At 62.8% G+C, this 14,559-nt stretch carries 11 protein-coding genes; 6 read left to right on the top strand and 5 right to left on the bottom strand.

What is annotated here, in order from left to right:
• The first annotated feature begins 233 nt into the window (after positions 1-233).
• The 6 genes from S4A8_RS15940 to S4A8_RS15915 all read left to right on the top strand — a co-directional run bounded on the left by S4A8_RS15940 (position 234) and on the right by S4A8_RS15915 (position 6,905).
• Positions 234-1,577: a flavin-containing monooxygenase gene (locus S4A8_RS15940; RefSeq protein WP_353220895.1), complete on the top strand. Its 1,344-nt coding sequence runs from the start codon at positions 234-236 to the stop codon at positions 1,575-1,577.
• Entirely contained in the window at positions 1,577-2,002 is a 426-nt protein-coding gene (locus tag S4A8_RS15935) for a RidA family protein (RefSeq protein WP_353220894.1), read from the top strand. Before S4A8_RS15940 ends, S4A8_RS15935 begins: the two co-directional genes overlap by 1 nt.
• On the top strand, positions 1,999-2,673 hold the full coding sequence (locus S4A8_RS15930; RefSeq protein WP_353220893.1) for a DUF1028 domain-containing protein: 675 nt from the start codon (positions 1,999-2,001) through the stop codon (positions 2,671-2,673). The genes S4A8_RS15935 and S4A8_RS15930 overlap by 4 nt, the downstream gene beginning before the upstream one ends.
• A gap of 70 nt (positions 2,674-2,743) precedes the next feature.
• Complete coding sequence (argE, locus tag S4A8_RS15925; protein WP_502950752.1) at positions 2,744-3,940, top strand: acetylornithine deacetylase; 1,197 nt, start codon at positions 2,744-2,746, stop codon at positions 3,938-3,940.
• 102 nt (positions 3,941-4,042) lie between these two features.
• Positions 4,043-4,999 (top strand): LysR family transcriptional regulator, encoded by a 957-nt coding sequence (locus tag S4A8_RS15920; protein ID WP_353220891.1) that lies wholly within the window; start codon positions 4,043-4,045, stop codon positions 4,997-4,999.
• A 472-nt stretch (positions 5,000-5,471) separates the two neighbouring features.
• A complete protein-coding gene (locus S4A8_RS15915; protein WP_353220890.1) occupies positions 5,472-6,905 on the top strand; it encodes a sodium:solute symporter family protein in 1,434 nt (477 codons plus the stop codon).
• Between the two features lie 925 nt (positions 6,906-7,830).
• Here S4A8_RS15915 and S4A8_RS15910 read toward each other — a convergent pair.
• The 5 genes from S4A8_RS15910 to S4A8_RS15890 form a co-directional block, all read right to left on the bottom strand.
• Entirely contained in the window at positions 7,831-9,432 is a 1,602-nt protein-coding gene (locus S4A8_RS15910) for a DHA2 family efflux MFS transporter permease subunit (protein ID WP_353220889.1), read from the bottom strand.
• Complete coding sequence (locus S4A8_RS15905) at positions 9,429-10,583, bottom strand: HlyD family secretion protein (RefSeq protein ID WP_353220888.1); 1,155 nt, start codon at positions 10,581-10,583, stop codon at positions 9,429-9,431. The genes S4A8_RS15910 and S4A8_RS15905 overlap by 4 nt, the downstream gene beginning before the upstream one ends.
• Entirely contained in the window at positions 10,580-12,007 is a 1,428-nt protein-coding gene (locus S4A8_RS15900) for a TolC family protein (protein ID WP_353220887.1), read from the bottom strand. The genes S4A8_RS15905 and S4A8_RS15900 overlap by 4 nt, the downstream gene beginning before the upstream one ends.
• Entirely contained in the window at positions 12,004-12,432 is a 429-nt protein-coding gene (locus S4A8_RS15895) for a MarR family winged helix-turn-helix transcriptional regulator (protein ID WP_353220886.1), read from the bottom strand. Before S4A8_RS15895 ends, S4A8_RS15900 begins: the two co-directional genes overlap by 4 nt.
• 258 nt (positions 12,433-12,690) lie before the next feature.
• Complete coding sequence (locus S4A8_RS15890) at positions 12,691-14,352, bottom strand: isovaleryl-CoA dehydrogenase (RefSeq protein ID WP_353220885.1); 1,662 nt, start codon at positions 14,350-14,352, stop codon at positions 12,691-12,693.
• Positions 14,353-14,559: the final 207 nt, after the last annotated feature.

Below are 14,559 nucleotides of genomic sequence, written 5' to 3'. Positions count from 1 at the left end.
CGGCCCGGCTGAGCCCCTGCGCTAAAGAAGCGGTGTTTTCTGCATCAGTAAAACGGATTCAAAAGCGCGAATAAATATATTTTAACGAATACCGGGTGGCCTCTAAGCTTTTCCCAAAGGCGATCATCCCGCGCCGCTTCGCGTTTACATCGATGTCATACCGCATTCGATGGTGCCGACGCGGGTATAGCGGCCGTCGTCGCCGGCGGCGTGGGTTTAGCAAGGACACTCGAATGGAATCAGCACGAGAAACCGTCGATACGGTGGTCATTGGCGCCGGCCAGGCGGGCGTTGCCATGAGCGAGCATTTGACGGCGCTGGGAGTGCCGCATCTCGTGCTGGAGCGCGATCGCATCGCCGAACGCTGGCGCACCCAGCGTTGGGATTCGCTGGTGGCCAACGGCCCGGCCTGGCACGACCGTTTTCCGAATATGGAATTTACTGAGGTCGGTCCCGACGAATTTCCCACCAAGCAACAGGTCGCCGATTATTTCGTGGCGTACGCGGCCCGCTTCGATGCGCCGATTCGTACCGGCGTCGAGGTCACCCGGGTCGCGCGCAACAACGGCGCGCCCGGTTTCGTGGTGGAAACCAGCGATACAACGATCGAAGCACGCCGGGTGGTGGCCGCGACCGGGCCGTTCCAGCGGCCTGCGATTCCGGCGATCGCGCCCCCGCAAGACCAGCTTTTCCAGATTCATTCCAGCGAATACCGCAATCCCGAACAATTGCCGGCAGGCGGGGTGCTCGTGGTGGGCGCGGGTTCGTCCGGTGTCCAGATCGCCGATGAATTGCAGCGCGCCGGCAAGGCGGTGTATCTGTCGGTTGGGCCGCATGATCGTCCGCCGCGTTCCTATCGTGGCCGTGATTTTGTCTGGTGGCTGGGCGTACTCGGCAAGTGGGATGCCGAAACCCAGCCGCTGGGTAACGAACATGTCACCATTGCCGTGAGCGGTGCCCATGGCGGACGTACGATCGACTTTCGTGCATTGGCCGATCAGGGCGTCACGCTCGTGGGCCGTACCCAGGCGTTCGATGCCGATACGGTGCGCTTCGAAGCAGATCTCGCGGCCAATCTGGCGCGCGGCGACGAGAACTACTTCTCGCTGCTCGATGAAGCCGATGCCTATGTCGTCGAACATGGCCTGGATTTGCCCGAAGAACCGGAGGCGCGTCGGGTTTTACCGGATCCGGACTGCGTGACCGATCCGATTCTGAGCCTGGATATGAATACCGCCGGGATTACATCGATTGTCTGGGCCACCGGCTTTGCGACCGATTACAGCTGGCTCGAAGTGGATGCCTTCGATGCCGACGGCAAGCCACAGCACCAGCGCGGAATTTCCTCGCAGCCGGGCATTTATTTCGTCGGCTTGCCCTGGCTTTCGCGCCGCGGCTCGAGCTTCATCTGGGGCGTTTGGCACGACGCCAAGCATATTGCCGATCATATCGCCACGCGCCGCCGGTACCAGGCCTATCATGAGGCCGCCCGCGCTTCGCATGAGGCGTCCGGCGGCGGGTCCGGCCGCGGCGGCGAGTCCACAGGCGCTGACGTACGCCGAGCAGGAGCGAACTGATGCCAACGCATACGCGAATCCGCATGTTCAACACCAAGGACACCTATCCGAACCAGGCGCTGGATAACGATCTCTGTCAGGCCGTTCGGGCCGGCAACACGGTGTATGTGCGTGGCCAGGTGGGGACCGATTTCGAGGGCAATCTGGTGGGGCTGGGCGATCCGGCCGCCCAGACGCGCCAGGCGATGCAGAACGTCGAGCAGTTGCTGTCCGAGGCTGGCTCCGATCTGAGCCATATCGTGAAGACCACGACCTATATCACCGATCCGCGATTTCGGGAGCCGGTTTATCGCGAGGTCGGCCGGTATCTCAAAGGCGTGTTTCCGATTTCGACCGGGTTGGTGGTCGCCGGGCTGGCCCAGCCCGAATGGCTGATGGAGATCGACGTAATCGCCGTTATCCCCGACGAAGAGGACAGCAAATGACGTTTTCCATTGCCGGTTTCTGTCGCCAGTCAGGCCAGTTCGGCGCGGCCGTGAGCTCGTCGAGCATTTGTGTGGCCAGCCGCTGTCTGTTCACTGCCCCCGGCCACGGCGCGATATTGACCCAGAACGTCACCAACCCCGCGCTCGGCCAGCGCGGCGTGAAGTTGCTTTCAGAGGGGCTGTCCGCCGAGCAAGTGCTCACGACGCTGTGTGAACAGGAGCGCTACCCGGAATGGCGGCAATTGCTGGTGCTCGATGGCGCGGGCGAGAGTGCGGCCCATAGCGGGCACGAAACACTGGGGATTCATGCGGTTCACCGCGGCCCGGATTATGTCGTCGGTGGCAATATGCTGGCCGACGCGGCTGTGGTTCGTGCCATGGGCACGGCCTTCGAATCGGCCGAGGGTGAGCTGGCGCAACGTCTGCTTGCGGCCATGGACGCCGGCGCCAAGGCCGGCGGCGAGATGGGGCCGGTGCATTCGGCCGGTCTGCAGGTCACCGATCGGGTGAGCTGGCCGGTGGTCGATCTACGCGTGGATTGGCATGACGACCCGCTGGCACAGTTGCGCATGCTCTGGGAGAAATACCTGCCGCAACGCGACGATTATGTGTGCCGCGCCGCCGAGCCCGATCAGTCGCCCGGTTATGGTGTGCCGGGCGACGAACGCTGAACAAGGCGAGCGACTTGATGCGGTCATGACGACCGCCGGGTCGGCTCGCAACGCTGGAGGAGCAAACGCCGTGCCCGAGTTGTCGACTGTGGATCACCTGGCGCAGCTGATCGCCTTCGATACCACCAGCGCGCGTTCGAATCTGGCGCTGATCGACTATGTCGAACGCCATCTCGCGCGCCATGGCGTGGATTGTCGGCTCGTTGCCAACGCGCAGGGCGACAAGGCCAATCTCTACGCCACTATCGGCCCGGCGCAGCGGCGCGGCGTGATGCTGTCCGGGCATACCGATACGGTGCCCGTCGCCGGCCAGACCTGGCAGTACGACCCCTATGCATTAACCGCGTGCGGCGAGCGGCTTTATGGTCGTGGCACGGCCGATATGAAAGGCTTTCTCGCGTCCGTGCTGGCAGCGGTGCCGGCGATGGCCGAGGCCGATCTGTCGGTGCCGATCAATCTGGCCTTTTCCTACGACGAGGAAGTGGGCTGTCTGGGCGTACGTGGCCTGATCGCGGATATGGCGCAATACCCGCAACGCCCGGTGGCCTGTGTCGTGGGCGAGCCGACCTCCATGCGGGTCTGCTGTGCCCACAAGGGCAAGCTCGCTGCGCGTGTGCGCGTTCGTGGCAAAGCCTGCCATTCGGGTATGGCGCCGGAGGGCGTCAATGCCATTCATGCCGCGGCGCGCCTGATCGGCTGGATCGAGCAGGCCGCCGCTGGGCGCGCGAAAGCCGGCCCCTTCGATGAGCGGTTTGGCATCCCGCATACCACGCTGCAGGTGGGGACCGTGGAAGGCGGGGCGGCACTCAATATCGTGCCCGCGCATTGCCAGTTCGATTTCGAAATTCGCAATGTGCCGGCCGAGGACCCGCAACGCATTCTGCAGCAGTTCCTGGAGTTCGCCGCGGCGCTGGAAGCCGAGCTGCGGCAGGGCCATGCCGATGCGTGTATCGAGGTCGAACGCCTGAGCAGTTACCCGGGCCTATCCTCGAACCAGGACAGTGCATTGGTGGCGTTTGTCATGGCGTTGCTCGACGATGCCGCCATCGAACGCATTGGCTTCGGTACCGAGGGCGGGTTGTTTCAAGGCGAGCTGGGTATCCCGACGCTGGTCTGTGGGCCCGGCAGCATGGCCCAGGGTCACCAGCCGGACGAGTTCGTCACCGGCGAGCAGCTCGAGCGCTGCGATGCGTTTCTGCAACGCTTGATCGCCGGCCTCGAACAGCCTGGTGTCGGCGAGCGTCTGGCTGACGGCGGCGTGAGTTAGGCCTATCGCGACGCATGCCGCCACGGGCACTGCTATGCTCGATGAACGTGCGCCGCCTCGCTGTGGGCAGCGGTGGCGTTGTCAGGCAGCGGTCGGCGGGTGATGCGGCAATTCACACTCAAGCAATTACGCTATTTCGTTGTGGCGGGCGAACTGTCCAGCGTGACCGGTGCGGCCAAGAAGCTGCACGTGTCGCAGCCGTCGATTTCGGCAGCTATTCAACATATTGAGGAAACGACGGCCTTGCAGTTGTTCGTGCGCCATCACGCGCGTGGCTTGTCGTTGACGCCCAGCGGTCGGCAGCTGCTGCAGCGGGCACGCAACCTGTTGCGCGAGGCAGACGGACTGCAGCAATTCGCTGTTTCGCTGGGTGAGGAAGTCTCCGGTGAACTGCGGCTCGTGGCGTTTCCCACCTTCGCGCCGCTGTATCTGCCCCAACTGCTGCGCCGGTTCACCGATCTGCATCCGGCAGTCAGCCTCTACTGCGACGAAAAGACACAGCTGGGTATCGTGCGTGGGCTCTCGCGTGGCGAGTATGAGCTGGCTTTCACCTACGATCTGCAGATACCCGAAGATATGGATTTCTTCGGTCTCTACCGGCTTCCGCCCTATGCCGTGGTGGGTGCCGACCATCCGTTGAGTAATCGCGAAAGCATTACGCTCGAAGAACTCGTGCATTTTCCGATGGTGCTGCTCGATTGGGCATTGAGTCGCGAGTATTTTCTCTCGATCTTCACCCAGCGCGGGTTGTCGCCCCGGGTCGCGCATCGGGCCAAATCAATGGACATGGTGCGGGGTCTGGTCGGCAACGGCTTTGGCTTTTCGCTGTTCAATACGCCATTGAGCGCGTTCGGGCGGCTCACCCCGGGCCGACCGGGATTGAAAGCCATTGCGCTGCGCGATGAGGCCCGTGCCCTGTCTCTGGGTACTGCCTGTCCACCTGCGCTGCGGTTATCGCCGGCCGCCGAGGCCATGCGCACGCTGGCGATAAACGATGAAGGCCATGTCGCGGGTTTCGACCATCCCGACCGGCCGGCCAAATCGCAGCCAGAAGACTGACCGCATAGCGTTTTCGGCGTTTTTCCAATGTTCCCGGGCTCTGCGGCGGTGTTCGCCTGCAGCGGCCGGATGAGCGACACGCCGATGGGATCAGGAAAGCTGATCCTGATGCCCTGAAAATAATATTTTAGCTTATCCAGGCCGTCGACTAGGGTGAAATGACGCTTTGTGGCCGGATTGATGCCGCGCGCACATCGGTGCCGGGTTTTCGAAAACATCGAAACCGCGACCTGTAATCGCCGCTCGCGGCCCGCGCGTAGCGCGCCTGGGCTGCCTGCTCGGCGCCCGCCCACGAGCCTCATCGGCCGGATCGGCCATGTGCCGCCGCCACTTATCCAGCTCAGGAGTCGATATGGAATCTTGGACTTTTGTTGCCTTCGGCATCAGTTCCGCGGCGACGCTTGTATTCGCGATCGCCGCTCTGCTGCTCGATCGCGCGGCGATACGACCGTAAAAATCAAAAGGGGGAGGCATGCTTTTCAACTGGTTCTTACTCGCGCTGTCCGCAGCAATCCTGATCGCGCTATCGCTCTACTCCATGCGGGTCGCTGGCGATAACGACGAATCGGGATTTCTCGTTGCCAATAATTCGCTGGGTCCGTTCGTTGCCGCGGCCACGCTGGTGGCGACCGGCTATAGCGGCTTCGTGTTCATCGGTTCGCCCGGTGTGGCCTACGAATACGGCTCGCTGGAACTGTTTTCGAATACGTTCTATACGCCCGCGTTTCTGGTGGCGACACTTTTCTTCGCCAACTATCTGCGTCGAAAGGCCGCAAAGCTGGGCAGTCGCACGATTCCGGAATATATCGCGCAGACCCATTCCTCGGGCCCAGCCGGGCGTTGGCTGCGCGGAATCGTAGCCGTGATCATCATCCTGCTACTAAGCGTATTTCTCGTCTCCCAGATCAAGGCCATCGGTTTGCTCGTGGCCGGTTGGCTGGGGATATCGCCGACCACCGGTGCCTTGCTGATCACATTGCTGGTGATTGGCTACACGATGTTCGGCGGCCTGCGCGCAGTCGCCTGGACCGACGCGGCCATGGTGCTGGGCATGGTCTTTGGGTCCTGTGTCATTGCCTACGTGGTTTTCGTGCAGATTGGCGCCGGCGAATTAATCAGCCGTCTCGATGCGGTAGATCCGGAAATCGCGAATCCGACCACCGGCGCGCCCTATGGCGAAAGCTGGATGTCGGCGTTCCTGTTGTTGCCTTACGCCTTTCTCTGGGCGGCCGCCCTGCCGTTCATGTCGGTACGCTTTCTGGCGATCAAGCAGAGCGTGAGCATGGCCAGGGTCGGTATCTGGGTCGCCATTCTCGGCTTGCTGCTGAATTTCACCCCGCTGGCCGGACTCTATGCGAAAGCGTATTACCCGGATCTGGCCTCCGCCGACCTGGCGATGCCGACCTTCCTCGAGCATGGCGTCGGCCCGCTGATGTCGAGTTTCATCACGCTGTTCATTCTCTTCGCGATGAAATCCACGGCCAACTCGCTCATGCATACGGTATCCACCGCGCTTTCCTACGATCTGCGTTCGGCGCTCGGCCAGCACAGCGGGTTCACCACCTCGATGACCTTCAATCGCATGATGGTGTTGATCGTGGGGCTGTGCGGTTTCTTCGGCATGGCCTATATGCCGCCGGTGATGATTCTCTGGCTGGGCATTCTCGGCAATGGCACGCTCATGGCCTCGCTTTTCGGGGTCACGCTGTGTTCGACCTTCTGGCAGGGCAACAGCGCCGGCGCGCTGAGTTCGATCGCGGCCGGCTTCGGCGTGAGTGCCTATCTGTTACTCGCTACCGATATCGGCTGGGTTCAGGGGCCGTTGTATGGCTGCCTGGCATCGGCGGCGTGTTATTTCGCGGTGAGTCTGGCCACCCGGCGCGTCGCTGACCCGGTGACCACCTAAGCGGTTTTGACGATGTACAAAGTGCGGCTTCAAACAAGGAAGACAGTCCGCGAATGCACGCCAATAAACGCGAATGCTCAGCTGTTTGATTATGCAAACAGCTGAGCATGCGACGTGAGCATCAGCGCCGCTCGTCCTTCGAGCGGCCTGCCTGTCGTGTCATTCGCGTGTCTTCGCGTTCATTTGCGGACAATCTGCTTGCTTGAGAACAGCCGGCTGCGTTTCATCGCTAATCAAGAAGCCATTTAGCCGCAGATCGACGCAGATCACGCAGATCAAAGACAAAAAAGCGGCCGTTCGCTGTCGTTTGTAACCCGCTGTATTCATCTGTGTAATCCGCGAAATCTGCGGTTGCTCTTGATGAACGAAGCCATCACGCAATCAATTACCAAACCCTCATATATCCGTGCTGAGTCGGCGGGCGGCCTTTAGCATGTGGGGCGAACAGCAGACCAGCTGGCCTTCGAGCGCTCTGTCTTTCGTCTTATTCGCGTGTCCTCGCGTTCATTTGCGGACAATCTGCTTGCTTGAGAAAAGCCGGCTACATTTCACACTTAATCAAGAAGCCATTTAGCCGCAGATCGACGCAGATCACACAGATCAAAGACAATAAATCGCGGTCGTTTGGCGTATGTGCCGCGCTTTTCTTCATCTGTGTAATCTGCGAAATCTGTGGTTACGCTTGAAGAACGAAGTCATCACGTGCTCGATTACTGAAATCCGCAGACATCGTGCTGCGTCTGCGGATGGGTTTTAGCATGCGCGGGGTAGCAGCCCCCTGTCTTTGCACGTTCTGTCTTTCGCCTTATTCGCGTGTGTTCGCGTTCATTTGCGGACGATCTGCCTGGCCAGTGCAAGCAAGCGTTTGCGCGGCGTCGTGTGGGCCGGCTGGCGGCTTATGCCGGTTGGTTCTTGCCGGTGTGCGCTAATGCCCCGCGCCTTCGGGCACCTCGGCATTCTTCGAGCTGCCGATGAAAAACACCAACGGTATGAGGGTCGTGAGGATCACGCCGAGCAGCCAGAAGTCGTCGATGAACGCCAGCATCTGGGCCTGTTCGCCGACGAGTTTGTAAATCGAGGCCAGGGCCTGGCCGCGGGCGGCTTCGACGCTGGCGCCCAGCTGATGGAAGTGGGCGGTCAGCGATGTCATCAGGTCGTGATACTGATGGTCGTAGGGGGTGACGTTTTCCACCAGCACGTTCTGATGGTACTGGCTGCGTCGGGCCAGCCAGGTGGTGACCAGCGAAATCCCCACGCTGCCGCCGATATTACGGGCAAGGTTGATCAGCGACGATACTTGGTCGGTCTTGTCGGCCGGTACGCCGATATAGGCGACATTGGTGATCGGGATGAACAAAAACGCCAGGCCCACGGTCTGGAAGATACGGGCGACCACCAGCTCGTTGAAACTGACATCGAGATTGAAGCTGGCCAGATGAAACATCGAGGCCGCGACCACCACCAGCCCGAAGGCGATCAGCCAGCGCGCCTCGACCTTGTTGGAGAGAAAGCCCACCACCGGCATCATCAGCACGATGGCGAAACCGCCGGGCGAGATCACAAGCCCGGCCAGCGTCGAGGTATAGCCGAGCGCGGACTGGACGAACTGCGGAATCAGCAGCGTCGAGCCCAGCAGCACGAAGCCGAGCATGAACATCAGCACATTGGCGAAGGCGAAGTTGGAAAAGCGAAACAGCCGCAGATCCATGATCGGATGTTTCTGGAAAGGCTCCCAACAGATGAGCGCGCCCAGACACAGCGCCGCGATGATGCCGTTGACGAGGATGAACTGCGATTCGAACCAGTCGTTCTGCTGGCCCTTGTCGAGCATGATCTGTAGACAGCCCAACCCGAATGCCAGCAGGGCGAAGCCGATATAGTCGATACGAAAGCCATCGGTCAGCTTGGCGCGGCGGGCAGCCTCGTAGGCGGCCGAATCCTTCACCAGAGCGCCGGCGAGGATGAGCAGCACGACGCCGACCGGCACGTTGAGCAAAAAGATCCAGTGCCAGCTGGCATGATCGGTAATGTAGCCACCCATCGCCGGGCCGATGGCGGGCGCGAACACCACCGCCACGCCGTAGATGGCAAACGCCATGCCGCGCTGGCGCGGCGGAAACGAATCGGCAAGGATCGCCTGCGACACCGGCTGCAGACCGCCGCCGCCCAGGCCCTGCAATATACGAAACACGATCAGCCAGCTCAGCGACGGGGCGAGACCGCAGGCCAGCGAGGCGATCGAAAACACCACGATCGACACCAGAAAGAAGCGTTTGCGCCCGAGCACCTGCGAAAACCAGCCGGACACCGGCAGTACGATGGCATTGGCCACCAGATAGGAGGTGAGCACCCAGGTCGCTTCTTCCTGGCTCGCCGACAGGCTGCCCGCGATATGCGACAGCGACACGTTGGCGATGGAGATATCGAGTACCTCCATGAACGCCGCCAGGCCCACCACCGCCGCGATCAGCCAGCGATTGGCCGGATACTGAGCCGCCTCGGGCGGCGCGGCGGCGATTTCGCTCATTGCGCGGGTGTGGCGGTCGCGGTGGCCGGGCGATCCGTGTCGAGCGCTTTCGCGGGCGCGCCCACGTTCACGGTCGGTACCGCCGACATGCCCGGCGCCAGTTCCACGCCATCGAGCTGACCGTTACGCTCGAACACGATCTTGACCGGCACGCGTTGCACGATCTTCACGAAATTGCCGGTCGCGTTCTGCGGCGGCAGCAGCGAAAAGGTCGGGCCCGTGCCGGACTGGATCGATTGCAGGCGGCCTTCGAACTCGTGATCGGGAAAGGCATCCACTTCGATACGTACCGGCTGGCCGACCCGCATGCGACTAAGCTGGGTTTCCTTGAAGTTGGCGACGACCCACGGGTCGTCGGCTACCACCGCGAGTGCGGCCTGGCCGGCATTGACATGACTGCCGGCGAGAACCGATTTCTGGGCCACCTTGCCTGCCTGCGGCGCCCGGATTTCGGTATACGACAGATTCAACCGGGCCTGTTCCACCTGGGCGGCGGCTTCGGCGATACGCGCCTGCGCACTTTCGGCCCGGGACTGGCTGCGTGCGATCTGATCGGGCGCGGTTTGTGCCTGTTTGAGCTGGGCTTGCGCTTCGCGAACGCGGGCGGCCGCCGAGGTGGCCGTGGTGTTGGCCTGATCGAGTCGCTGACGCGAGACTTCGCGCTTGGCATAGAGCTTTCGGTAACGCTGGGCATCGGCGGCTGCGCGGCTGGCCTCGGCCCGGGCGGTTTCGAGGGCGGCTTCGGCGCTTTGCGTATCGGCGCCGCTGGTCTGACGTGTGACTTCCAGCTCCCGCTGGCTTGCCGCATAGGCCGCCTTGGCTGCCTGCAGGCTGGCCTCGGCGCTGGCCAGACGCACGCGAAAGTCGGCCGGGTCGAGCGTAAACAGGGCCTCGCCTTTTTCGACATGCTGATTGTCGCGTACATAGACTTCGGCCACGGTGCCGGTGACCCGCGGCGCGACCTGCACGATATCGGCCTGAACGAAGGCATCGTCGGTACTCACCAGGTCGCGGTTTAGCCACCACCAGATCCCGGCGCCAATCGCACAGAGCACAACGAGCGTGCAGGCAATCACGGCCACGCGTTTGCCCTTGCCGTTTTTGGTCGGCGGGTTATCGGCCTCGGGGGCGTGTTCAGTGGAATCGGTCATGGCGTGGCAGGCTCATAAAGACGAAAACGGCTCGCGCGCCCGAGCGCGGCCGCCAGATTGATACGGGCACGGGTGTAGTCGGCCAGGGCGGCCACTCGGCCATTGCGGGCATCGGCCAGCGCGGCCTGGGCATCGATGACCTCGACGTTGTCGCTGATGCCTTCGGCAAAGCGATCGCGCGATAGGCCCAGCTCGCGACTGGCGAGTTCGAAGGCAGATTCGGCCGCGCGCACCTGATCGGCGAGGGTATGCAGGGTGCGCCGCGCCACGCGCACGTCCTGTTCGATCTGGGTGCGGGTATCGCGATAGCGGATACGCTGCTGATCCAGCCGGCTGGCAGCACTGTCGATACGGGCACTAATCGCGCCGCCGTCGAAGATGGGCACCTCGATCTGGGCACCGATGGTGTAGGTGTCCTCGACGTTCTCGTGATAGGTATTACCGGATTCGCCATAGGTCGCGCTTGCCGACAGACTGGGCAGCCGCGCGCCGCGGGCACCGGCGAGTTGGGCGCGGCGCACAGCCAGCTGGCCCTGGGCCAGACGCAGCTCGGCACGACTGGCGTAGGCACTGTCCAGGTCGGTTTCGATATCGCCATCGACCACCGCGCTGTAGTGCAGGTCGTCGCTCAGGGCCAGCGGCGTATCCAGAGGCATTCCCACGGTACGTGCCAGCCGGATATCGGCGCGCGTGCGGTTTGTGCGTGCCTGGGCCAGGCGTGCCCGCGCCCGCGCCTGGCGGGTCTGGGCACGGGTGACATCCACCCCGGTCGCGATGCCGACGTTCTCCTGATCGACTGCCAGATCGGCCAGGCGATCGGCCAGTTCGAGATCGGCCCGGGCGGCATCCACCGATGCCCGCGCGGCGAGCGCGCCGACATAGTCGAGCGCGGCCTGGGAGGCGACCTGTTCGCGGGCCAGGGCGAGCTGATCGGCGGCGACCCGCTCGCCGAGCTTGGCGCTTTTGTACTGCTGCCAGGCGCTGTAGTCGAACAGGTTCTGACGCAGTTCGGCGCGTGCGTCGAAGCTGTTATAGGTCACGACGTCCGGCACGCTGATGTCCGCGTTCTGGGCAGCCGGGCCGAGCGAATCCAGCGCCGACTGAATATTAAGCCCCTGGGCGGCGAGATTGTTCTGTCGGCGTGCCTGGCTGACGTTGGCCGAGACATGCGGCAGAAACGCGGCACGCGCTTCGCGACGATCGCCAGCCACTTCGTCGCGTCGGGCATCGGCCAGCAGCGTCTGAACATTGGCTGCCATGGCCCGATCGACCGCATCGCGTAGTGACAAAGCCGCTGTGGCCGGTGTGCTGGTCGATGCGGCGGCCGGGGGCGGCGGCGCGGCCGGTGCCCCTGCCCAGGCCGTAGCGCCGGTGGCTATGACAAGACAGGCCGCCACGGCCTTGCGTGCGGTCATGGCGTTCATGGCACAAGCCGCGCGAGCAGGGCGCGCAACTGGGCCTGTTCGTCGTCGTTGAGTGGTGCCAGCAGTTCCTGCGTGGCCGCACGCGCCGCGGGGCGGACCTTCTCGAGCCCGGCCATGCCCGCAGCTGTCATACGCACGATATGGGCACGGCGGTCGGCTGGATCGCGCTGGCGTTCGATCCAGCCGCGTTGTTCGAGACTATCGACCAGATAGGTGACCGTCGTGCGATCCAGATCCAGCCATTCCGCGATATCACTCTGGCGCAGCCCGTCGTTGGCTTCCAGCAAGAGCAGGGTGGCGTACTGGCGGCCCGAGACCTGCATCTCGCGTGTATGGGCTTCGAAAAACCGGACCTGGCGCTGATGGCTCTTGGCCAACAGGTAACCCAGCCGGCAGCGAATCGAGTCCGGGAGTACGTGGGCCAAGCTACACCTCATATGCCGTTGGAAAGCGCGTCCGGCATTAAGTGTATAGCGAAGCAATATTATTGCAAGACTATTTTGTTGACAGATTATAGACGCGCAGTCGGATTGCCGCGCTTCGTTATTTACGCGCTGCGAACAGCGGTTTTCGACTAGTGAACGCGCGTATGCGAAGGCAGGCGCGCCAAAGCCCACGATCAAGACAGCGGACTTGGTCGGCTGTGGGTGCCGGGCGCTGCGAGACCAACACCCGGCCCGTATTCAGCCCTCGGCGAGGTCGACGCCGGCGCGCTCGATCAGGCTTGCGAAATCGATATCCGCATCGAGGGTGCCGTAGGCCATGCCGCGATTGCCGGCCAGCCGGGCCTCGCAGAACGCCTCGCCGACCCAGGCGGATTCGCCGGTGAGCAGAATCTTTGCCTGCAGGGCGCGGGCCACGGCCTCGGCGACCCGGCGGGCCTGCATGGGCTGGTCGGCCACGCGGGCGAGCATGCGTTCCAGATCCTTGCAGTGGGCGTCGTAGGCAGGATGCGTGCCTTGGGCGGCGCCGAGTTCGGCCTGTAGCGCATCCAGTGCGGCCGGGCTTTTCGCCATGGCGCGCAGCATGTCCAGACACTGGACATTGCCGGAGCCTTCCCAGATCGAGTTCAACGGCGACTGGCGAAACAGCCGCGGCAAAATCGATTCCTCGACATAGCCGGCGCCACCCACACATTCCTGGGCTTCGTTGACCAGCGGCGGGGCGGCTTTGCAGATCAGATACTTGCCGACCGGCGTGGCAATTCTGGCAAGCAGCTTTTCCTGCTCGTCGTCGGATTCGAAGGCCCGGGCCACACGCATGGAATAGGCGATGGCGGCCTCGGATTCCAGCGCCATATCGGCGAGCACGTGCTGCATGAGCGGTTGCTCGATCAGGCGCGCGCCGAAGGCCTCGCGATAGCGGCAATGATGAATCGCCTGCACCAGCGCCTGGCGCATGAGCCCGGCCGAACCGAGCATGCAGTCCAGGCGGGTCTGCGAGACCATTTCGATGATGGTGGGCACGCCGCGTCCGGCCTCACCCACGCGATAGGCTTCGGCGTCGAAAAACTCCACCTCCGACGAGGCATTGGAGTGATCGCCGAGCTTGTTCTTCAGGCGCTGAATTTCAATCGTGTTGCGCTCGCCCGCCGCCGTCCAGCGGGGCAACAGAAAACACGACAGGCCGGCTTCTTCCTGGGCCAGTACGAGAAAAGCATCGCACATGGGCGCCGAGAAGAACCACTTGTGGCCGGTCAGGCCGAAATGGCCATTGGCGCGCGGCGTGGCTCGGGTGGTATTGGCGCGTACGTCCGAGCCGCCCTGTTTTTCGGTCATGCCCATGCCGATGGTCAGCCCGTATTTTTCGCCGTGCGGGGCGAACGTCGGGTCATAACTGTTGGCGAGAATGCCGGGCAGCCACTGTTCGGCCAGTTCCGGGGCATGACGCAGCGCGGGCACGCTGGCGTGGGTCATGGTGATCGGACACATCGTGCCCGCTTCCATCTGGTTGTGCATGTACACCAGCGCCGAGCGCACCACCTGGGCGCCCTCGCGCTGGGCGGTCCAAGTCAGTCCATGCAGGCCATGTTCCTTGGCCAGGGTCATGCTGCGGTGATAGGCCGGATGGAAATGTACTTCATCGATGCGGTGGCCGTAGCGATCGAAGGTGACGAGTTCCGGGCGATGTTCGTTGGCCTCGAAGCCCACCTCGATGAGTTCCGTGCCGGCAATCGCACCATAGCTTTTGAGCCGGTCCTGGCCCCAGTCGCCGCCTTCGCGGTGTACGGCTTCCATGAGCGCGATATCCGAGCTGTAGGCGTTGTAATCCACCAGCGGCGGCGGCTGGTTGGTGACGTCGTGGGTACGCAGGTGCTGGCGCGGGTGCAGCGGGGTATCGGACATGAGCACGATCCGGTTCGAGTCAAGACCCTGGATTGTGCATCATCCGCTGCGTTGCGACAGATATTGCGGATTACCGTCGCTGCGCTTTTCCCGCGGGTGGGGCGGGCCGGGTAGGTTATCCGCAAATGAACGTAAGCTTGTGCGGTGTTTCTTAAAAACAACAAAACAGTCCGCCAATAAACGCGAATAAAAGGCATGCAATGCAAC

The organism is Salinisphaera sp. S4-8 (genome assembly GCF_040361235.1).
Classification (GTDB): domain Bacteria; phylum Pseudomonadota; class Gammaproteobacteria; order Nevskiales; family Salinisphaeraceae; genus Salinisphaera.
Note: the sequence above shows the minus strand (reverse complement) of the source record. Positions and strands in the feature narration are given on the sequence as shown.